Origin of the sequence: Streptococcus sp. 596553 (genome assembly GCF_900411395.1) — a bacterium.
GTDB lineage: Bacteria > Bacillota > Bacilli > Lactobacillales > Streptococcaceae > Streptococcus > Streptococcus mitis_BA.
The window spans coordinates 127,550-148,877 of the sequence record NZ_OXCQ01000005.1; the positions used below are offsets into that span (position 1 = coordinate 127,550).

Annotated in this window: 14 protein-coding genes and 1 pseudogene; 11 read left to right on the forward strand and 4 right to left on the reverse strand. The window is 42.3% G+C overall.

Annotation, left to right across the window (positions count from 1 at the left end; all coding sequences use genetic code 11):
* Positions 1-259: 259 nt before the first annotated feature.
* Positions 260-4,384 (reverse strand): pullulanase, encoded by a 4,125-nt coding sequence (locus DSY56_RS06795; protein WP_373455506.1) that lies wholly within the window; start codon positions 4,382-4,384, stop codon positions 260-262.
* 580 nt (positions 4,385-4,964) lie between these two features.
* On the opposite strand from DSY56_RS06795, the gene DSY56_RS06800 reads away from it, so the two are divergent.
* On the forward strand, positions 4,965-6,962 hold the full coding sequence (locus DSY56_RS06800; protein WP_112444634.1) for a thiol-activated cytolysin family protein: 1,998 nt from the start codon (positions 4,965-4,967) through the stop codon (positions 6,960-6,962).
* Positions 6,963-7,227: 265 nt separating this feature from the next.
* Here DSY56_RS06800 and DSY56_RS06805 read toward each other — a convergent pair.
* Positions 7,228-7,379 (reverse strand): annotated as a pseudogene (locus DSY56_RS06805) (IS30 family transposase); the annotation flags it as partial.
* A gap of 284 nt (positions 7,380-7,663) precedes the next feature.
* On the opposite strand from DSY56_RS06805, the gene rpsL reads away from it, so the two are divergent.
* From rpsL to pepC, 10 genes are all read left to right on the forward strand, one after another.
* Entirely contained in the window at positions 7,664-8,077 is a 414-nt protein-coding gene (gene rpsL, locus DSY56_RS06815; RefSeq protein WP_001142332.1) for a 30S ribosomal protein S12, read from the forward strand.
* Between the two features lie 19 nt (positions 8,078-8,096).
* Positions 8,097-8,567: a 30S ribosomal protein S7 gene (gene rpsG, locus DSY56_RS06820; RefSeq protein ID WP_000087873.1), complete on the forward strand. Its 471-nt coding sequence runs from the start codon at positions 8,097-8,099 to the stop codon at positions 8,565-8,567.
* Positions 8,568-8,845: 278 nt separating this feature from the next.
* A complete protein-coding gene (gene fusA / locus DSY56_RS06825) occupies positions 8,846-10,927 on the forward strand; it encodes an elongation factor G (protein ID WP_000090345.1) in 2,082 nt (693 codons plus the stop codon).
* A gap of 103 nt (positions 10,928-11,030) precedes the next feature.
* Positions 11,031-15,422, forward strand: coding sequence for a PolC-type DNA polymerase III (locus DSY56_RS06830; protein ID WP_112444636.1), 4,392 nt, complete (start codon positions 11,031-11,033; stop codon positions 15,420-15,422).
* Between the two features lie 18 nt (positions 15,423-15,440).
* Positions 15,441-15,593: a hypothetical protein gene (locus tag DSY56_RS06835; RefSeq protein WP_112444638.1), complete on the forward strand. Its 153-nt coding sequence runs from the start codon at positions 15,441-15,443 to the stop codon at positions 15,591-15,593.
* 21 nt (positions 15,594-15,614) lie between these two features.
* Positions 15,615-16,856: an aminopeptidase gene (locus tag DSY56_RS06840; protein ID WP_112444640.1), complete on the forward strand. Its 1,242-nt coding sequence runs from the start codon at positions 15,615-15,617 to the stop codon at positions 16,854-16,856.
* A 9-nt stretch (positions 16,857-16,865) separates the two neighbouring features.
* The gene (locus tag DSY56_RS06845; RefSeq protein ID WP_112444642.1) at positions 16,866-17,096 is read left to right on the forward strand and encodes a GlsB/YeaQ/YmgE family stress response membrane protein; all 231 of its coding nucleotides are present in this window, start codon (positions 16,866-16,868) and stop codon (positions 17,094-17,096) included.
* Between the two features lie 20 nt (positions 17,097-17,116).
* Positions 17,117-17,275, forward strand: a complete 159-nt coding sequence (locus DSY56_RS12375) for a hypothetical protein (RefSeq protein WP_234990558.1) — start codon at positions 17,117-17,119, stop codon at positions 17,273-17,275.
* A 77-nt stretch (positions 17,276-17,352) separates the two neighbouring features.
* Entirely contained in the window at positions 17,353-18,075 is a 723-nt protein-coding gene (locus DSY56_RS06855) for a pseudouridine synthase (RefSeq protein WP_112444644.1), read from the forward strand.
* Between the two features lie 111 nt (positions 18,076-18,186).
* Positions 18,187-19,521 carry an aminopeptidase C gene (gene pepC / locus DSY56_RS06865; protein ID WP_049502244.1) on the forward strand — a complete coding sequence of 445 codons (1,335 nt, stop codon included), beginning with the start codon at positions 18,187-18,189 and terminating at the stop codon, positions 19,519-19,521.
* 55 nt (positions 19,522-19,576) lie between these two features.
* Here pepC and DSY56_RS06870 read toward each other — a convergent pair whose 3' ends face one another.
* Both DSY56_RS06870 and DSY56_RS06875 read right to left on the reverse strand, forming a co-directional pair.
* The gene (locus tag DSY56_RS06870) at positions 19,577-20,488 is read right to left on the reverse strand and encodes a PTS system mannose/fructose/sorbose family transporter subunit IID (protein ID WP_000136864.1); all 912 of its coding nucleotides are present in this window, start codon (positions 20,486-20,488) and stop codon (positions 19,577-19,579) included.
* A gap of 23 nt (positions 20,489-20,511) precedes the next feature.
* On the reverse strand, positions 20,512-21,315 hold the full coding sequence (locus DSY56_RS06875; protein WP_000022716.1) for a PTS mannose/fructose/sorbose transporter subunit IIC: 804 nt from the start codon (positions 21,313-21,315) through the stop codon (positions 20,512-20,514).
* Positions 21,316-21,328: the final 13 nt, after the last annotated feature.

The following is a 21,328-nucleotide window of genomic DNA, read 5'->3' on the forward strand; positions in this document are numbered from 1 at the left end:
TTAGGACGACAAATATTGTACAAAAAATAATCCCCCGAGCGTTAATGCTTGGGGGATTTTTCTATAGGAGGGCTAGTTTAGTTCTCTTTTTTGTTTTTTAGCAAGAAGCCGAGACCTAGAAGGGCAAGGAGACTAATTCCTGTAAACAGGAGTTTGTTATCGTTGTGCTTAGTTATATCTAGTTATATCTAGTTATATCTAGTTATATCTAGTTATATCTAGTTATATCTAGCTATGCAAAGGTTATACAGTAGCAGTTTTAGCTAACCCATTCACCGTTTTCATTGACCAAATAGCCTTCAACTCTTGTATTAACTGCAAGTTTACCTGATGAATCAACATAGTACCATTTGCCAGAAACTTCAAACCATTGATTTTCTTTCATAGCTCCTGATGGCTCAAGATAGTACCAAGTATCTCCATCCTTAACCCAACCGGTTGACATAGAACCGTTACTATTTAGGAAGTACCAAACATTGCCATCTTTGACCCATCCAGTTACCATAGAGCCATCATCTTTTAGATAATACCAAGTATCTCCATCTTTTATCCAACCAGTAGCTAGAGAACCGTCTGCTTTATGGAAATACCAGATGCCATTTTCTTGTTTCCAACTAGCTTTAGTTGTCTGATTTGGAGTTTCCGATTTCTTATTTGTATAAGCTGGAGTATAGGAAGTGACAATAGTTTGAGTAGGCGTAGATGGAAGTGATTGAGTATTATTGTCCTTATGTGGTTGTTGAGCTTGTGAATCAGTTGTAGCTTGGCTAGGTTTATTTTCTGCATCAGCTACTTTGGCATCTGGTTTAGTAGAATCAGGTCTAGCTTGTGGAGCTGGATCTTGATGTGCAGGGTGAGAAGCTTCATTTTGATGTTCAGGCTTGGAAGGGGTTGAGTCTGGTTTCTCTTCTGCAGTTGACTTATGGCTAGTTCCATTTTGAGAGACTCGAAGAACAGTAGCTGTAAGGGCATTCAATTTCAAGCCTTTTTCAGTCCATTCAAGTCCTTTCGGGTTGGCAATTCCAACTGGTCCTGCTTGGTTTTCATCTGCTAAAACTTCAGCATTTCTGAGGTGGGCGAAGGCAGTTCCCAAATTAAATTCGCGAGCTTTTTCGTCCGCATTGACAAAGACTGCGTAGATATCACCGTTTGGAGCAGTAATTTGGTAGCCAATCACTACATCCTCTTTTTCTACACCATTTTGACCTGGAACAGTGATGAGGTGGACACGGTCTTTGATATCTTGGAGACTCTTAAGTCGGAAGGCATCTGTAGATTGACGAAGGGCAATCAACCCTTTCATATAGTCACGGCTCTTGACATTTTCAGGATAAGCTTTACCATCTGTAGCCTTAGTCCAGTCAAACTTGTTGACAGCATCACTAGAGTCATAAGAATCATGGATGAAGTAAGGATAGTCAAATGGGTTGCCGTCCTTATCACGCAACAAGTGAGATTTGTTTGGTTGTTTTTCCTCTGCTACTGGAGTCTTGTAGGCTGGGTCACGGAATTGTTTGGTGCGACCATATTCCTGACCAGAGTGGATAAATGGAGTTCCTTGAGCTGTCAAGACCATGAGGTTTCCAAGTCGCAAACGACGGTGGATTTCAGCATAGTTCTCAGCCTTGCTTGGGTCTTTTTTAATAGACTGAGCGATGATGTCAAAGAGGGTCAAGTTATCATGGGCTGCGATGTATTGGATAACATCTCCAGGACTGTCAGCTTCAAAGTTGGTTGGCTGAGCAATGAGATTTTTGAAAATAGTGTTGATATCACGCTTGCCACCTGTGATAAAGGCAGGTTGACCTTCGTTTGGATAACCAGATTTGAGGTTGTTACGGATGTCATCTGAAAAGACAGCGACAGTATCGGTATGTTTCATCCAATCTTGGTCAGCAGCTTTAGTAGGCATATTTTCATCACCAGCATAGGTTCTCCAACCTTCACCAAGCATGATTAGGTTTGGATTGAGGGCGCGTGCAGCCTTGTATGCTTCTTCGATAGAAGCTGCATCATGGTCTCCCATCATATCGAAGCGGAATCCATCTACTTTGTAGGTATCAACTAGATATTTGATAGAGTCAACTAGAATCCGTTTGCTCATATGGTGGGTTGTCCCCAAGCGTCCACCACCAAAGCTAGTGCGAGGTGTGCCATCTGCATCCATAAAGTGGTAGTAGTTTGGCTCTAGGTCTTCGAAGATATCGACCTTGGCTGTGTGGTTATAAACGACATCCAGGATAGCTCCCATGCCACGTTTGTGGATTTCGTTGATGAGGTTTTTAAATTCTGCGATTCGTTTTTCTGGATTTTTAGGATCGCTTGAATACATACCAGTCAATGAGAAGTAGTTTTGAGGGTCATATCCCCAGTTGTAGTTGCTGTTGCTTGAAGCATAGTCAGACAAGCGTTCATGGTTCTTCAATTCATTGACAAAGTAGTAAGACAAGACTGGAAGGAGCTGGATGTGGGTTACACCCAAGTCTTTGAGGTAGTCTAGTTTTTCGATAAAGGCTTCAAAGGTACCAAATGGTTTGGTCAAGTCTTTTGCGATAGCGGAATCTGAAGTGAAGTCACGCACATGAGCTTCGTAGATAACGGCATCTTCACGAGTCTTGAAGTTGTGAATCTTACCATAAGTTAAGTCTTGAGGTCCTAGTTTGGCTGGATTTACAAAGGCAGCTTTAGCCACTTTATGGGAAGCGTCTGTTTTTGCAAGATCGCTGTTCCAAGCAGCGAGAGATTTAGCGTAAGGATCGAGTGCAAGAACAGTTTTACCCTGACGCTCGATTTGGTATTGATAATAGTAGCCAGTGAAATCTGTGATTCCTAATTTGTTTGTGCTATCTAGAGTTTGTTTCCAAGTTCCTCTTTCCCCTTTTTCAAGAGCGACAGTTCCAACTACTTTTTCAGGATCATTCTTGTCGTAGACAACAACAGAAACCTTATCAGCACTTGGTGACCAGAGAGTTAAATCAACCTGTTTTCCTTCTTCTTTGAGCTCAGCACCAAGTTTACCATCATAGCTGTAAGTCTCATCTTTCAGGCGCCAGCTTGTTTTGGTAGTGAATTTGTCAGAGTTGTAGCTAACGGTATAAGGATGTTTTGTGTCAGAGAAATCTCCGCTGTAGGTCACTTTCTTACCAGCTTCATCGATTGCAACATCGGTGATAGTTACTTTGTTTCCTAGGTGATTAGTGATGTTGGAGTGTTTGAGGATATCCTCTTTTTTAGCACCGACTAGTGTTGAAAAACTACTTTCAATGCTAGAAGTTCCTACGTGCTGAGCCCCTGTCATACGAATATCATGGACATAGTATGGATTTGTGTAAATCGATTCGTCATCGTCTTTTAGGAAAATTTGGCTATGATTTTTCAAATCTGTGAACTTATAATCTTCTTTACGGATTTTCACATCGTCTCCTTGTTTGCTCTCATCTAGTAACAAAAATCCAAATTCTTTGGCGGCATCCTTAAGAGGAATGTCGATATAGCGACCATATTTGCCTGTAGCTGTAAAGTCTGTTCCGTCAGGCCATTGAGCGCTACTTGGATTTTTCACATCTCCCCAGTACCAGAGAGATTTCTTGTCATAGTTGCCATCCGTGCGGTAGTAGTTGACGCGAACAGTTCCTACAGGTTGTGGTTCGTAAGAGAAAACCTTGTAATCTTGGTCCAACCAAGCCTCGTTCATTTTTGGAACTAGTTTTTCGGCCGATTTATCGCCAGTTAGATTTTTTCCAGCTGTATTATTGATGAGGAAGCTAATTTTCTTGGCTTGTTCTCCCTTTAATTTGACATCTAGGTAGTAGCCGTAGTCGTCTTTTTTAGCATCCTTGAAGGACAAGGCTCCGTTAGGCCAGTTTTCAGAAGGTTTTTCAACATCATCCCAAGTCCATAGTCCTTGAGAATCCTTGTTTTCTTCAGGAAGTTTTTTGACATGGATACGGAAGTAGTTGTCTTCGATTGGCTCTTCTGCCTTAGTTTCAGTTGTTACTGGACTCGTAGAAGTAGTTGGTTCACTTGAACGATCTTGTCCAGTTTGTGGTGCTGAATCTGCTGGAGTTGCAACAGGAGTAGTTGGCTCTGTTGCAGGTTTTTCTTCTTTTTTCTCTAGGGAAGCGTTTGCATTTTCAGGTGAAGAAAAATCGCTTTCTTTCTTACTAGTGCTCGCTGCTGTATCAGTAAGAGGTTGGGCAAGGGCAGTAGTAGTTTCACTATTACTTGCGTTAGTGGTTTTTGTACTTTCGTCGGCTGAGATAGTTGGTGTAGCCATGGCAAGTAGGACAAGGCTTGCGCCGATAAGGACAGAACCAGTTCCATTTTTGAGGGAACGGATGCTGTAGACCATTTTTTTCTCAGTTTGAGATGGTGTTTTTCTCATAATGATTCTCCAATCAATAAATTTCTATATCAGTATAGCATGTAGCAGGAAATAGTGCAAGCGTTTTCTTTGATTTGTCAAAGAAATTCTTACTTTTGAGAAGTTTTCCGTATTATTTTATATATCAGTATAAATAATGGAAATAATACTCAATGAAAATCAAAGAGCAAACTAGGAAACTAGCCGCAGGCTGTACTTGAGTACGGCAAGGCGACGTTGACGTGGTTTGAAGAGATTTTCGAAGAGTATAAAAATGTTACATAAGCCAAGACGTATTATTAGGGAGATGATGTGTTTTCAGCTATTTTTATTCAGAAATTGATCTCTAATATTTCTTTTAAAAAGTTCATCTAGCGAAATTATAAATAGGAAGAGAAAAAGCTAGCGCTTCTCAAGTTTTATCTAGTTTCCAAACTATAGTATTTACTGGAAATCTAAAGAAAATATCAGAAAAATTCAGCAAACGTTTTCTTCTTATTTTCTTGACTTTTTTGCTGGTTTGTGCTTGACTTTTACTTGAAATTTGATAGACTATAAACAAATAGGAAAACGTATTCATTTAAAAACGGAGGAATAAGGAATGAATCAAGAAAAACGTTTGCATCGTTTTGTCAAAAAGTGTGGACTCGGTGTGTGTAGTGCTGTTGTTGCGGCCTTTTTATTGAACGCTCAGGGAGTAGCTTTGGCTACAGAGCAAGGGAATCGTCCAGTTGAGACAGAAAACATCGCTCGTGGAAAACAAGCTAGTCAAAGCTCTACTGCTTATGGAGGAGCTGCTACACGAGCAGTGGATGGTAATGTTGACAGTAACTATGGGCACCATTCTGTAACGCACACAAACTTTGAAGACAATGCTTGGTGGCAAGTTGATCTTGGAAAAACAGAGAATGTTGGAAAAGTTAAACTTTACAATCGTGGAGATGGGGCTGTAGCTAATCGTCTTTCCAATTTTGATGTTGTTTTGTTAAATGAAGCAAAACAAGAAGTTGCTCGTCAACACTTTGATAGTTTGAACGGGAAGGCAGAACTTGAAGTTTTCTTCACAGCCAAAGACGCTCGTTATGTAAAAGTGGAGTTGAAAACTAAAAATACCCCATTGAGCTTGGCAGAAGTGGAAGTATTCCGTTCAGCAACAACTCAAGTTGGACAGGATAGAACTGCACCAGTAGTAGATCAAACATCAGCATTGAAAGACTACCTTTTTGGCTTAACTTATAATCCTTTGGATATTTTAACTCGCAAGGGAGAGACCTTAGAAAATCGCTACAACACAAGTGCTAAGGAACAAAATGGAGAGTTTGTCGTTGTAGAAAAAATCAAGAAAACCCTCTCTACAGGCACAGCAGATGTTTCCATCAATGGAAATCAAAATGTCTTCCTAGGTGGCTTGTATAAGGCAAACCAAAATCTACTAGAAAATCAGCCAGAATTGATTAGTCTTGCCCGTGCAAAGGGGACAGTCAGCGTCGATTTACCTGGTATGATTCATTCTGAAAATCAAATCGAAGCAAATCCTACAACTAGTGGTATGCAAGAAGCAATGAATACCTTGGTTGAAAAATGGACAAAGAACTATTCATCTAGCCATTCCGTTCCTGCCCGTGTTCAGTATGAATCAACTACAGCCTATAGCATGAACCAATTGAAAGCAAAATTTGGTGCAGACTTTGAAAAAGCAGGCGCACCGCTCAAGATTGACTTTGAGGCTGTGCAAAAGGGTGAAAAGCAAATTGAAGTTGTAAACTTTAAACAAATCTACTATACAGCGACATTTGATGCACCGACCAATCCAGCAGCTGTATTTGACAAGAGTGTGACACCTGAAGATTTAAAACAAAGAGGTGTTGATTCACAAACTCCACCTGTATATGTATCAAACGTTTCTTACGGACGTCAAATCTATGTTAAGTTTGAGTCAACAAGTAAGTCTACTGAATTAAAAGCAGCTATCAATGCGGTTATCAAAGGCGCAACAATTGCTCCAAATTCTGAATGGAGCCGTCTATTGAAGAATACTTCTGTAACAGCGGTAATTGTAGGAGGTAATGCTAGCGGTGCTGCCAAAGTTGTCACAGGAACAGTCGAAAACTTGAAGGAACTCATCAGAGAAGGAGCTGACTTTAGCGCTCAAAGTCCAGCTGTGCCAATCTCATATAAGACTGCCTTCCTAAAAGATAATGCCCAAGCAACTTTACAAAATAGTACAGACTATATCGAAACGAAGGTTACTTCTTATAAAAATGGCTTCTTGAAACTTCATCATAAGGGTGCTTATGTTGCGCGTTACTACATCTATTGGGATGAAATTACATATGATGAACAAGGAAATCCAGAAATTCGTTCACGTCAATGGGAAGATAACGGAAAAAACAGAACTTCAGGCTTCCAAACAGAGATTCAATTTAAAGGAAATGTCCGTAATCTTCGTATCAAGGTTCAAGAAAAGACGGGTCTTGTATGGGAACCATGGCGTACAGTTTACAACCGCACAGACTTACCACTAGTACAACAGCGTACAATTACACATTGGGGAACAACTCTAAACCCTAAAGTTGATGAAAAAATTGTGAATGAGTAACGATTTGATTTACTTGATTCGATAGTAAACAGTGAAGAGGAGGAACTTCGATTTCTCCTCTTTTATGATTGACTTTTGAGAGAATGAAAAGATGAAAATGGGAACTTCTATAGCAGATTGAAACTAGAATAGTACGTTGTTGCTATTAAAACATTTCTAGAAATTAAGTTGACTTTCCCAATAGATTTGTTCATGTCTTATTTCAATTCAATATAAAACTAACTTTCAGTTTTCCACAACCTAGCTTTTAGTATGAGAAAAACGCGTTGTTACAGACATAAGGAGCTTTTTGAGAAGTGGGCAATCCGTGCAATCAGATTTGACGGATGTTGGATGCATGATGCGATTGCGCTTAATTTTCTTTGAAATCGTTGACGGACCTATTCCCATATTCTCAACGATGGAACGGAAAGTTTCACACTTAATTCTAGCATAATTCGTCCTCTGAGACTAACTTCCGGTTTTGGGAGAGAGGTGGAAGTTACTTTGAGAAGTTAGCCAGAGCTAAAATTAACAATAAAAAAGAAAAATATCTTGACAACCAATGGAAAATTTTGTTACAATAATAGACGGTACTTTTTACTTTTGGTCTCTCAAGAGTGTACAGGGACGTGCTGACAAATGTTGCAAAAGTACACACAGATGATAGCTGTCACCAAGTGTATCATCACCAAAAATAAAAAAAACACAGGAGAATGTAGATGCCTACAATTAACCAATTGGTTCGCAAACCGCGTAAATCAAAAGTAGAAAAATCTAAATCACCAGCTTTGAACGTTGGTTACAACAGTCATAAAAAAGTTCAAACAAACGTTTCTTCACCACAAAAACGTGGTGTTGCAACTCGTGTTGGAACAATGACACCTAAAAAACCTAACTCAGCCCTTCGTAAATTCGCTCGTGTACGTTTGAGCAACCTTATCGAAGTTACTGCCTACATCCCAGGTATCGGACACAACTTGCAAGAGCACAGCGTGGTTCTTCTTCGTGGTGGACGTGTAAAAGACCTTCCAGGGGTACGTTACCATATCGTCCGTGGTGCACTTGATACTGCAGGTGTTAACGATCGTAAACAAGGCCGTTCTAAATACGGTACTAAACGTCCAAAAGCATAAGGAAAGGGGATAAAGAGAAATGAGTCGTAAAAATAGAGCTCCAAAACGTGACGTATTGCCAGATCCGCTTTACAATTCACAACTAGTTACTCGTCTTATCAACCGCGTTATGCTTGATGGTAAACGTGGTACAGCTGCTTCAATCGTTTACGGTGCTTTTGAGCAAATCAAAGAAGCTACTGGCAACGATGCACTTGAAGTATTTGAAACAGCTATGGAAAACATCATGCCTGTACTTGAAGTACGTGCACGTCGTGTTGGTGGTTCTAACTACCAAGTCCCAGTTGAGGTTCGTCCAGAACGTCGTACAACACTTGGACTTCGTTGGTTGGTAACAATTGCTCGTCTTCGTGGTGAACACACAATGCAAGACCGTCTTGCAAAAGAAATCTTGGATGCTGCTAACAACACTGGTGCAGCTGTTAAGAAACGTGAAGACACTCACCGTATGGCTGAAGCTAACCGTGCATTCGCACACTTCCGTTGGTAAGATTAAGATACTAAGGGCGTTAAAAAAGCGACTGAAAATTAGGAAGCTTGACGAAGAATCGAAGATTCTAGGAGAGCTTATCTATTTTCCGAGCTTTTAGCCCGGGTTCAAATTAGCTAAATCGATTAGTATTAGCTATAACTCAACTTACCAGCTCGTAAGTCGAAACCAACAATAGCATGAAAACATTGAGAACGGGTAGGTCCTGCCTATCCGTTTTTATTAAAATCGTGTTATAATAGAATAGAAATCAAAAATAAATAGGAGAAACAAACCTCATGGCACGCGAATTTTCACTTGAAAAAACTCGTAATATCGGTATCATGGCTCACGTCGATGCTGGTAAAACAACTACAACTGAGCGTATCCTTTACTACACTGGTAAAATCCACAAAATCGGTGAAACTCACGAAGGTGCGTCACAAATGGACTGGATGGAGCAAGAGCAAGAGCGTGGTATCACTATCACATCTGCTGCGACAACAGCTCAATGGAACAACCACCGCGTAAACATCATCGACACACCAGGACACGTGGACTTCACAATCGAAGTACAACGTTCTCTTCGTGTATTGGATGGTGCGGTTACCGTTCTTGACTCACAATCAGGTGTTGAGCCTCAAACTGAAACAGTTTGGCGTCAAGCAACTGAGTATGGAGTTCCACGTATCGTATTTGCCAACAAAATGGACAAAATCGGTGCTGACTTCCTTTACTCTGTAAGCACACTTCACGATCGTCTTCAAGCAAATGCACACCCAATCCAATTGCCAATCGGTTCTGAAGATGACTTCCGTGGTATCATCGACTTGATTAAGATGAAAGCTGAAATCTATACGAACGACCTTGGTACAGATATCCTTGAAGAAGACATCCCAGCTGAATACCTTGACCAAGCTCAAGAATACCGTGAAAAATTGATTGAAGCAGTTGCTGAAACTGACGAAGAATTGATGATGAAATACCTTGAAGGTGAAGAAATCACTAACGAAGAATTGAAAGCTGGTATCCGTAAAGCGACTATCAACGTTGAATTCTTCCCAGTATTGTGTGGTTCTGCCTTCAAAAACAAAGGTGTTCAATTGATGCTTGATGCGGTTATTGACTACCTTCCAAGCCCACTTGACATCCCAGCGATCAAAGGTATTAACCCAGATACAGACGCTGAAGAAACTCGTCCAGCATCTGACGAAGAGCCATTTGCAGCTCTTGCCTTCAAGATTATGACTGACCCATTCGTAGGTCGTTTGACATTCTTCCGTGTTTACTCAGGTGTGCTTCAATCAGGTTCTTACGTATTGAACACTTCTAAAGGTAAACGTGAACGTATCGGACGTATCCTTCAAATGCACGCTAACAGCCGTCAAGAAATCGACACTGTTTACTCAGGTGATATTGCTGCTGCCGTTGGTTTGAAAGATACTACAACTGGTGACTCATTGACAGATGAAAAAGCTAAAATCATCCTTGAGTCAATCAACGTTCCAGAACCAGTTATCCAATTGATGGTTGAGCCAAAATCTAAAGCTGACCAAGACAAGATGGGTATCGCCCTTCAAAAATTGGCTGAAGAAGATCCAACATTCCGCGTTGAAACAAACGTTGAAACTGGTGAAACAGTTATCTCTGGTATGGGTGAGCTTCACCTTGACGTCCTTGTTGACCGTATGCGTCGTGAGTTCAAAGTTGAAGCGAACGTAGGTGCTCCTCAAGTATCTTACCGTGAAACATTCCGCGCTTCTACTCAAGCACGTGGATTCTTCAAACGTCAGTCTGGTGGTAAAGGTCAATTTGGTGATGTATGGATTGAATTTACTCCAAACGAAGAAGGTAAAGGATTCGAATTCGAAAACGCAATCGTCGGTGGTGTGGTTCCTCGTGAATTTATCCCAGCGGTTGAAAAAGGTTTGGTAGAATCTATGGCTAACGGTGTTCTTGCAGGTTACCCAATGGTTGACGTTAAAGCTAAACTTTACGATGGTTCATACCACGATGTCGACTCATCTGAAACTGCCTTCAAGATCGCGGCTTCACTTGCTCTTAAAGAAGCTGCTAAATCAGCACAACCAGCTATCCTTGAGCCAATGATGCTTGTAACAATCACTGTTCCAGAAGAAAACCTTGGTGATGTTATGGGTCACGTAACTGCTCGTCGTGGACGTGTAGATGGTATGGAAGCACATGGTAACAGCCAAATCGTTCGTGCTTACGTTCCACTTGCTGAAATGTTCGGTTACGCAACAGTTCTTCGTTCTGCATCTCAAGGACGTGGTACATTCATGATGGTATTTGACCACTACGAAGATGTGCCTAAGTCAGTACAAGAAGAAATCATTAAGAAAAACAAAGGTGAAGACTAATCAGTCCTCGCTATAGAAGGAAGTCACTTAGTGGCTTCCTTTTGTCTTTAGAAAATACCTCTAAATATGGTAAAATAGTAGGAGAATAATGTGAGGAAAATGAATGTCAAACAGTTTTGAAATTTTAATGAATCAATTGGGGATACCTACTGAAATGAGACAGGCTCCTGCTTTAGCACAGGCCGATATTGAGCGAGTTGTGGTTCATAAAATTAGTAAGGTATGGGAGTTTCATTTCATATTTTCTAATATTTTACCGATTGAAATCTTTTTAGAATTAAAGAAAGGTTTGAGCGAAGAATTTTCTAAGACAGGCAATAAAGCTGTTTTCGAGATCAAGGCTCTCTCTCAAGAATTTTCAAACCAACTTTTACAAGCCTATTATAGAGAGGCTTTTTCTGAGGAGCCATGTGCTAGTCAAGGATTTAAATCTCTTTATCAAAATCTGCAAGTTCGTGCTGAAGGCAATCAACTATTTATTGAGGGCTCTGAGGCTATTGATAAGGAATATTTTAAGAAGAATCATCTTCCTAATTTAGCTAAACAACTTGAAAAGTTTGGTTTTCCAACTTTTAATTGTCAAGTCGAGAAGAATGATGTGCTGACCCAAGAGCAGGAAGAGGCCTTTCATGCTAAAAATGAGCAGATTGTTCAAGTGGCCAATGAGGAAGCGCTCCGTGCTATGGAACAACTGGAACAGATGGCACCTCCTCCAGCGGAAGAGAAACCAGTCTTTGATTTTCAGGCCAAAAAAGCTGCAGCTAAACCCAAGCTAGATAAGGCGGAGATTACTCCTATGATCGAAGTGACGACGGAGGAAAATCGTCTGGTCTTTGAAGGGGTTGTTTTTGATGTGGAGCAAAAAGTGACCAGAACAGGGCGTGTTTTGATCAACTTTAAAATGACGGACTACACTTCAAGTTTTTCTATGCAAAAGTGGGTCAAGAATGAGGAAGAGGCCCAGAAGTTTGATCTCATTAAGAAAAATTCTTGGCTTAGAGTTCGTGGGAATGTGGAGATGAATAATTTCACACGCGATTTGACTATGAACGTGCAGGATGTGCAGGAAGTTGTTCACTATGAGCGGAAGGATTTGATGCCAGAAGGTGAGCGTCGGGTTGAGTTTCATGCTCATACTAACATGTCGACTATGGATGCTTTGCCAGAGGTAGAAGAAATCGTTGCGACAGCTGCTAAGTGGGGACACAAGGCGGTTGCCATCACGGATCATGGAAATGTCCAGTCCTTCCCACATGGCTATAAGGCGGCTAAGAAAGCGGGAATCCAGCTGATCTATGGTATGGAAGCCAATATCGTTGAGGACCGTGTCCCTATCGTCTACAACGAAGTGGAGATGGATTTATCAGAAGCAACCTATGTGGTCTTTGACGTGGAAACGACGGGTCTATCAGCCATCTACAATGACTTGATTCAGGTTGCGGCTTCTAAGATGTACAAGGGGAATGTCATTGCTGAATTTGATGAATTTATCAATCCTGGGCATCCTTTGTCAGCTTTTACTACTGAGTTGACTGGAATTACAGATGACCATGTCAAAAATGCCAAACCACTAGAACAAGTTTTGCAAGAATTCCAAGAATTCTGCAAGGATACGGTCCTAGTTGCCCACAATGCGACCTTTGACGTTGGATTTATGAATGCCAACTATGAGCGTCATGGTCTTCCAAGGATTAGTCAGCCAGTTATTGATACGCTGGAGTTTGCTAGAAACCTCTATCCTGAGTATAAACGTCATGGTTTGGGACCTTTGACCAAGCGTTTTGGTGTGGCCTTAGAACATCACCACATGGCCAACTACGATGCGGAAGCTACAGGTCGCCTGCTTTTCATCTTTATCAAAGAGGTGGCAGAAAAACATGGTGTGACCGATCTAGCTAGACTCAACATTGATTTGATTAGTCCAGATTCTTACAAAAAAGCTCGAATCAAGCATGCGACTATTTATGTCAAGAATCAGATAGGTCTAAAAAATATCTTTAAACTGGTTTCTCTGTCTAATACCAAGTACTTTGAAGGGGTGCCACGAATTCCGAGAACAGTTCTAGATGCCCATCGAGAAGGTTTGATTTTAGGCTCAGCTTGCTCTGAAGGTGAAGTTTTTGATGCAGTCGTTTCCCAAGGTGTGGATGCGGCGGTTGAGGTGGCCAAGTATTATGACTTTATCGAGGTTATGCCACCAGCTATCTATGCGCCATTGATTGCTAAGGAGCAGGTCAAGGATATGGAGGAACTCCAGACCATTATCAAGAGTTTGATAGAAGTTGGAGACCGTCTTGGTAAGCCCGTTCTAGCTACGGGAAATGTCCATTATATCGAACCGGAAGAAGAGATTTACCGTGAAATTATCGTCCGTAGCTTGGGACAGGGGGCTATGATTAACCGAACTATCGGGCATGGAGAACATGCCCAACCAGCACCACTTCCAAAGGCTCATTTTAGAACGACAAATGAAATGTTGGATGAATTTGCCTTCTTGGGAGAGGAATTAGCTCGTAAACTGGTTATTGAAAATCCCAATGCCTTGGCAGAAATCTTTGAACCTGTTGAAGTTGTTAAGGGGGATTTGTACACGCCTTTCATCGACAAGGCGGAAGAAACGGTCGCTGAATTGACCTATAAGAAAGCTTTTGAGATTTATGGAAATCCGCTGCCAGATATTGTCGATTTGCGGATTGAAAAAGAACTGACTTCCATTCTGGGGAATGGATTTGCTGTGATTTATCTGGCTTCCCAGATGCTGGTACAACGTTCTAATGAACGGGGTTACTTGGTTGGTTCTCGTGGGTCTGTCGGATCTAGTTTTGTTGCGACTATGATTGGGATTACAGAGGTCAATCCTCTCTCTCCTCACTATGTCTGTGGTCAGTGTCAGTACAGTGAGTTTATCACCGATGGTTCGTACGGTTCAGGATTTGATATGCCCAATAAGGACTGTCCAAAATGTGGTAACAAACTCAGCAAAAATGGGCAAGATATTCCTTTCGAGACCTTCCTTGGTTTTGATGGGGACAAGGTTCCCGATATTGACTTGAACTTCTCGGGAGAAGATCAACCTAGCGCCCACTTGGATGTACGCGATATTTTTGGTGAGGAATATGCCTTCCGTGCAGGAACGGTTGGTACGGTGGCTGCCAAGACTGCCTATGGTTTTGTCAAGGGTTACGAGCGGGACTATGGCAAGTTTTATCGTGATGCAGAGGTAGAACGCCTCGCTCAAGGTGCTGCTGGTGTCAAGCGGACAACAGGACAACACCCGGGGGGAATCGTTGTTATTCCGAACTACATGGATGTCTATGATTTCACGCCTGTTCAGTATCCAGCGGATGACGTGACGGCTGAATGGCAGACGACTCACTTTAACTTCCACGATATTGATGAGAACGTCCTTAAACTTGATGTACTGGGACATGATGATCCGACCATGATTCGAAAACTCCAGGACTTGTCTGGGATCGATCCTAATGAAATCCCTATGGATGATGAAGGCGTGATGGCCCTCTTTTCAGGGACAGATGTGCTAGGGGTAACTCCTGAACAAATCGGAACACCGACGGGTATGCTGGGAATTCCAGAGTTTGGAACCAACTTTGTACGTGGGATGGTAGATGAGACTCATCCGACGACTTTTGCAGAGCTGCTTCAGCTCTCAGGTCTGTCCCATGGTACCGATGTGTGGTTGGGAAATGCTCAGGATCTGATTAAGCAAGGAATTGCGGACCTATCAACCGTTATCGGTTGTCGGGACGACATCATGGTTTACCTCATGCATGCCGGTCTCGAACCTAAGATGGCCTTTACCATTATGGAACGGGTACGTAAGGGCTTGTGGCTCAAGATTTCCGAAGAGGAGCGAAATGGCTACATTGAAGCCATGAAGGCCAATAAGGTGCCAGAGTGGTATATCGAGTCCTGTGGGAAAATTAAGTACATGTTCCCTAAAGCCCATGCGGCAGCCTACGTTATGATGGCCTTGCGTGTAGCTTACTTCAAGGTTCACCATCCCATTTATTACTACTGTGCTTACTTCTCCATTCGTGCTAAGGCTTTTGATATCAAGACCATGGGTGCGGGATTGGATGCCATCAAACGCAGAATGGAAGAAATCTCTGAAAAACGGAAGAACAATGAGACCTCTAATGTGGAGATTGACCTCTATACAACTCTTGAGATTGTCAATGAAATGTGGGAACGTGGTTTCAAGTTTGGCAAACTCGATCTCTATCGTAGTCAGGCGACAGAGTTCCTTATCGATGGGGATACCCTCATTCCGCCATTTGTAGCAATGGATGGTCTGGGAGAGAACGTTGCTAAGCAGTTGGTGCGATCGCGTGAAGAGGGAGAATTCCTCTCTAAAACAGAATTGCGCAAGCGTGGTGGGCTCTCATCAACCTTGGTTGAAAAGATGGATGAAATGGGGATTCTGGGCAATATGCCAGAGGATAACCAGCTCAGTTTGTTTGATGAGTTGTTTTAAGGTCTTGGAGGAAAAAAGATGGAACTAAGAATTTTTGCGGAAGATAAGCCAGCTGAGAAGGTATTTGAATATCAATTAGAACTTGCTGATCAGACAATTCTTCTATCAACAGCACTTTTGTCAGGTGTCATTGCTTTAGCAGGATTATTCTCTGCTGTGAAAGAAAAATAAAAATAGAAAAGAGAAAATTACATGGTTTTACCAAATTTTAAAGAAAATCTAGAAAAATATGCGAAATTGTTGGTTGCGAACGGAATTAACGTGCAACCTGGTCACACTTTGGCTCTCTCTATTGATGTGGAGCAACGTGAGTTGGCTCACTTAATCGTCAAAGAAGCTTATGCTTTGGGTGCGCATGAGGTTATTGTTCAGTGGACAGATGATGTGATTAACCGTGAGAAATTCCTCCATGCGCCGATGGAGCGTCTGGACAATGTGCCAGAATACAAGATTGCTGAGATGAACTATCTTTTGGAGAACAAGGCTAGCCGTCTCGGAGTTCGTTCTTCTGATCCAGGTGCCTTGAACGGAGTAGATGCTGACAAGCTATCAGCTTCTGCTAAAGCTATGGGACTTGCTATGAAGCCAATGCGTATCGCAACTCAATCCAACAAGGTTAGTTGGACTGTAGCAGCCGCTGCTGGACTTGAGTGGGCCAAGAAAGTCTTTCCAAATGCTTCGAGCGACGAAGAAGCAGTCGATTTCCTTTGGGACCAAATCTTCAAAACTTGCCGTGTCTACGAAGAAGATCCTGTTAAGGCCTGGGAAGAGCATGCAGCTATTCTCAAGAGCAAGGCCGATATGCTTAATAAAGAGCAATTTTCAGCCCTTCACTACACAGCGCCAGGAACAGATTTGACACTTGGCTTGCCGAAGAATCATGTTTGGGAATCAGCTGGTGCTATTAATGCGCAGGGAGAAGGATTCTTGCCAAATATGCCGACAGAGGAAGTATTCACAGCACCTGACTTCCGTCGCGCAGATGGTTATGTCACTTCTACAAAACCGCTTAGCTATAACGGAAATATCATTGAAGGTATTAAGGTAACCTTTAAGGATGGACAAATCGTGGATATCACTGCTGAGAAGGGCGATCAGGTCATGAAAGACCTTGTCTTTGAAAATGCGGGTGCGCGTGCCTTAGGTGAATGTGCCTTGGTACCAGATCCAAGCCCAATTTCTCAGTCAGGCATTACCTTCTTCAACACCCTTTTTGATGAGAATGCTTCAAACCACTTGGCTATCGGTGCAGCCTATGCGACTAGCGTAGTCGGTGGAGCGGAGATGAGCGAAGAAGAGCTTGAAGCTGCGGGACTTAACCGTTCAGATGTTCACGTGGACTTTATGATTGGTTCTAATCAGATGGATATCGATGGTATCCGTGAGGATGGAACGCGAGTACCTCTTTTCCGTAACGGAGATTGGGCAAATTAAGGAGCTAAGATGATAGGAAGTATGTTCGTTGGTCTCCTAGTGGGATTTTTAGCAGGTACTCTGACCAATCGTGGAGAGCGAATGGGATGTTTTGGGAAAATGTTTCTAGGCTGGATTGGTGCCTTTCTGGGGCACTTGCTCTTTGGAACGTGGGGGCCAGTTTTATCAGGAACAGCTATTATCCCAGCGATTTTAGGTTCTATGATTGTCTTAGCGATTTTCTGGAGACGAGGAAGTTAATTTCTTAAATCTGATACTCAATGAAAATCAAAGAGCAAACTAGGAAACTAACCGCAGGCTGCTCAAAGCACTGCTTTGCGGTTGTAAATAGAACTGACGAAGTCAGCTCAAAACATGGTTTTGAGGCTGTAGATGAAACTGACGAAGTCAGTAACATCTATACGGCAAGGCGACGTTGACGCGGTTTGAAGAGTATGAAATGAAAAGGAGGTTGGTCATTGAGACAGCCTCCTTTTGAGTATGATATAATAGTTCTATGAGATTAGATAAATTTTTAGTTGCCTGCGCTGTAGGGAGTCGGACAGAGGTCAAAAACTTGCTCAAGGCTGGGCGCGTGACGGTAAATGGTAAAAAAGAGAAATCAGCTAAATTGCAGATTGATGAAAAAATAGATGAGATTTGCTTTGATGGTCAAGTGCTGGAGTATGAGGAGTTTGTCTATTATATGATGAACAAGCCCCAAGGAGTTATTTCAGCGACTGAGGATCCCAAGCACAGAACTGTTCTGGACTTGTTGGATGATATTGCTCGGAGCAAGGAAGTTTTCCCAGTAGGGCGCTTGGATATTGATACGCATGGACTCCTGCTCCTGACCAATGATGGTCAGTTGGCTCATGCTCTTCTTTCTCCCAAGCGTCATGTGGACAAGACGTATCTGGCACAAGTCAAGGGAATCATGACCCAAGAAGATGTGGAGACATTTGCTAAGGGAATTCCGCTCAAAGACTTTACCTGTCAGCCCGCTAGACTGGAGATTGTGTCCATAGATACAGAAAAGAATCAAAGCCAAATCCGAGTGACCATTGCAGAAGGGAAGTTTCATCAGGTCAAGCGTATGGTGGCTTACTGTGGCAAGGAAGTAGTGGACCTACAGCGTTTGACTATGGGAACTTTAGTTTTGGATGAGAATTTACAAAGAGGAGAATGGCGTCGTTTGATCAAGGAGGAATTGGAAAATCTTCTTGCGAGTATTGCTTAATTGGGTTTATATTCAAAAAAGGTGAGGAAGAATATCCTTGCCTTTTATGTTTTTCAGTTGCTTACTTTGTGAAAAGAGTTATAATAGACTGTAGAATAAAAGGAGGAATCTATGAACGCGATTCAAGAATCATTTACTGATAAATTATTTGCCAACTATGAAGCAAATGTAAAATACCAAGCGATTGAAAATGCTGCTAGCCACAACGGAATTTTTGCAGCCCTAGAACGTCGCCAAAGCCATGTGGATAACACACCTGTTTTCTCATTGGATTTGACCAAGGACAAGGTTACTAACCAGAAAGCGTCTGGACGTTGCTGGATGTTTGCGGCTCTCAACACCTTCCGCCACAAACTTATCTCTCAATATAAATTGGAAAACTTTGAGTTGTCACAGGCCCACACATTCTTCTGGGACAAGTATGAGAAATCCAATTGGTTCTTGGAGCAAGTCATTGCGACTGCAGACCAAGACCTAACTAGCCGTAAGGTTAAATTTCTACTTCAAACTCCTCAGCAAGACGGTGGTCAGTGGGATATGGTCGTTTCTCTCTTTGAGAAATACGGTGTCGTGCCTAAGTCAGTTTACCCTGAGTCTGTTTCATCTAGTAGCAGCCGTGAGCTAAATGCAATCCTTAATAAATTGCTTCGCCAAGATGCTCAAATCTTGCGTGACTTGCTTACTTCTGGTGCGGACCAAGCGACTGTTCAAGCTAAGAAAGAAGACCTCTTGCAAGAAATCTTTAATTTCCTTGCTATGTCTTTAGGACTTCCACCACGTACATTTGACTTTGCTTATCGCGATAAGGATAACAACTACCAAAGTGAAAAGGGAATTACACCACAAGAGTTTTACAAGAAATATGTCAATCTTCCTCTAGAAGATTACGTTTCTGTTATCAATGCTCCAACTGCTGACAAGCCTTACGGCCAATCTTACACAGTTGAGATGTTGGGAAATGTGGTTGGCAGCCGTGCAGTTCGCTACATCAACGTACCGATGGAGCGCTTGAAAGAATTGGCGATTGCTCAAATGCAAGCAGGTGAGACTGTTTGGTTTGGTTCAGATGTCGGTCAGCTCAGCAACCGTAAAGCTGGAATCCTTGCGACAGATGTTTATGACTTTGAATCAAGCATGGACATTAAACTCACTCAAGATAAGGCTGGACGTTTGGACTACAGTGAAAGCTTGATGACCCACGCCATGGTCTTGACAGGTGTTGATTTGGACGAAAATGGCAAGTCAACCAAGTGGAAGGTTGAAAACTCATGGGGAGACAAGGTCGGTACAGATGGTTACTTTGTTGCCTCAGACGCTTGGATGGACGAATACACATACCAAATCGTTGTCCGTAAGGAATTGCTGACAGCAGAAGAACAAGCTGCCTATGAAGCAGAACCAATTGTACTCGCACCTTGGGATCCAATGGGAGCCTTGGCCGAATAAAAGTATAGAAAAAAGGAATCAGATTTTAGAACCTGATTCCTTTTAAGTTGCTTGATTACATGATGTGAAGAACATGTGCCACAATACCCACTGCGAAGAGTGCAAGGATAATAGTGATTGGAGATACTTTTTTCTTAAGCAAGTACATGCAAAGGAGAGTAAGGAGTAGTCCTGATAGTCCAGGGATCAACATATCCAAGTTTTGTTGGAAAGTAGTAACTTTTTCAGGTGTTTGAGACAATCCTTGTCCTACTTGTGCGAATGCTTCTTGGATACCTTTAGATCCTTCTGGCAATTTATCCCAATGGATATAAGCCTTTTCATCTAGTTGAACTTTGGCAACATCGAAAGCAAATTTAATATTTACCCAACGTTGAACAAGGACAGCAAGAATGAACATACCAAGGATAGAAGCACCTTTAGTGATGTCTTGGAGGATACCGCCAGACATATCTTTAGTGATTTCTGATCCAGCCTTGTATCCAATCTCTTGTGTATACCACAAGAATGACATACGAATCAAGTTCCAAAGAACGAAGAAGAGGATTGGACCTAAGATATTACCAGTAAGGGCAAGTGAAGCACCGAGTGATCCAAGGATTGGGCGTACTGTAAACCAGAATACTGGGTCACCGATACCAGCAAGAGGTCCCATCATACCGATTTTAACCCCTTGGATAGCAGCATCATCAATTTCAACACCGTTAGCACGTTCTTCTTCAAGTGCAAGAGTAACCCCCATGATTGGAGCGGCTACGTATGGGTGAGTGTTGAAGAACTCAAGATGGCGTTCAAGAGCAGCGATTTGATCTTCTTTTTTAGTGTAGAGTTTTTTAAGAGCTGGAATTAATGAGTAAGCCCAACCCAAGTTTTGCATACGTTCATAGTTCCAAGAGCCTTGTAAGAAAGTTGAACGCCACCAAACTTTTTTACGATCTGATTTAGTTAATTGAAGTTTTTCAGTCATGATGTTTTCAGTCCTTTCTTATCTTAGTAGTCTTCTAGGATATCGCCGATTGGGTCGTTAGAAGTTGCGGCTCCTCCGCCACCGTTTCCACCAGTTTTAGAAAGGTGAAGGTAGATAAGAGCGATAGCAACACCGATAGCACCAAATCCGATTAGAGTAATATCTGACACGGCAGCAAGCACGAAACCGATAGCGAAGAATGGCCATACTTCACGAGTTGCCATCATGTTGATAACCATAGCGTAACCAACGGCAACGACCATACCACCACCGATAGCCATACCATCTTTGAGCCAATCAGGCATAGCATTTAGAATGCTTTGTACTGTTTCAGTTGGTACCATTAGAAGGAGTGCTGCAGGGACTGCAATACGAAGACCTTGAAGAAGAAGTGCGACAAAGTGAGCACGTTCAACTGCTTTGAAGTCACCTTTTTTAGCAGAAGCATCAGCAGTGTGAACCAATCCGACAGAGAGTGTACGGACAATCATAGTCAAGAATAGACCAGCAACTGCAAGAGGGATAGCAACCGCTTGGGCAACACCGATACCTGTCTTAGTAAAGTCGCCACCAAGAACCATGATAATGGCAGCAGCAACAGAAGCAAGAGCAGCGTCAGGAGCTACGGCAGCTCCGATGTTAGCCCAACCAAGGGCGATCATTTGAAGAGAACCACCAAGGATAATCCCTGCTTCAAGGTTACCGGTAACAAGACCGATAAGGGTACAAGCTACGATTGGTTGATGGAATTGGAACTGGTCGAGGATACCTTCAAGACCTGCTAGGAAGGCTACAACGACTACTAAAACCATAGAAATAATAGACATCTTTAAAATCCTT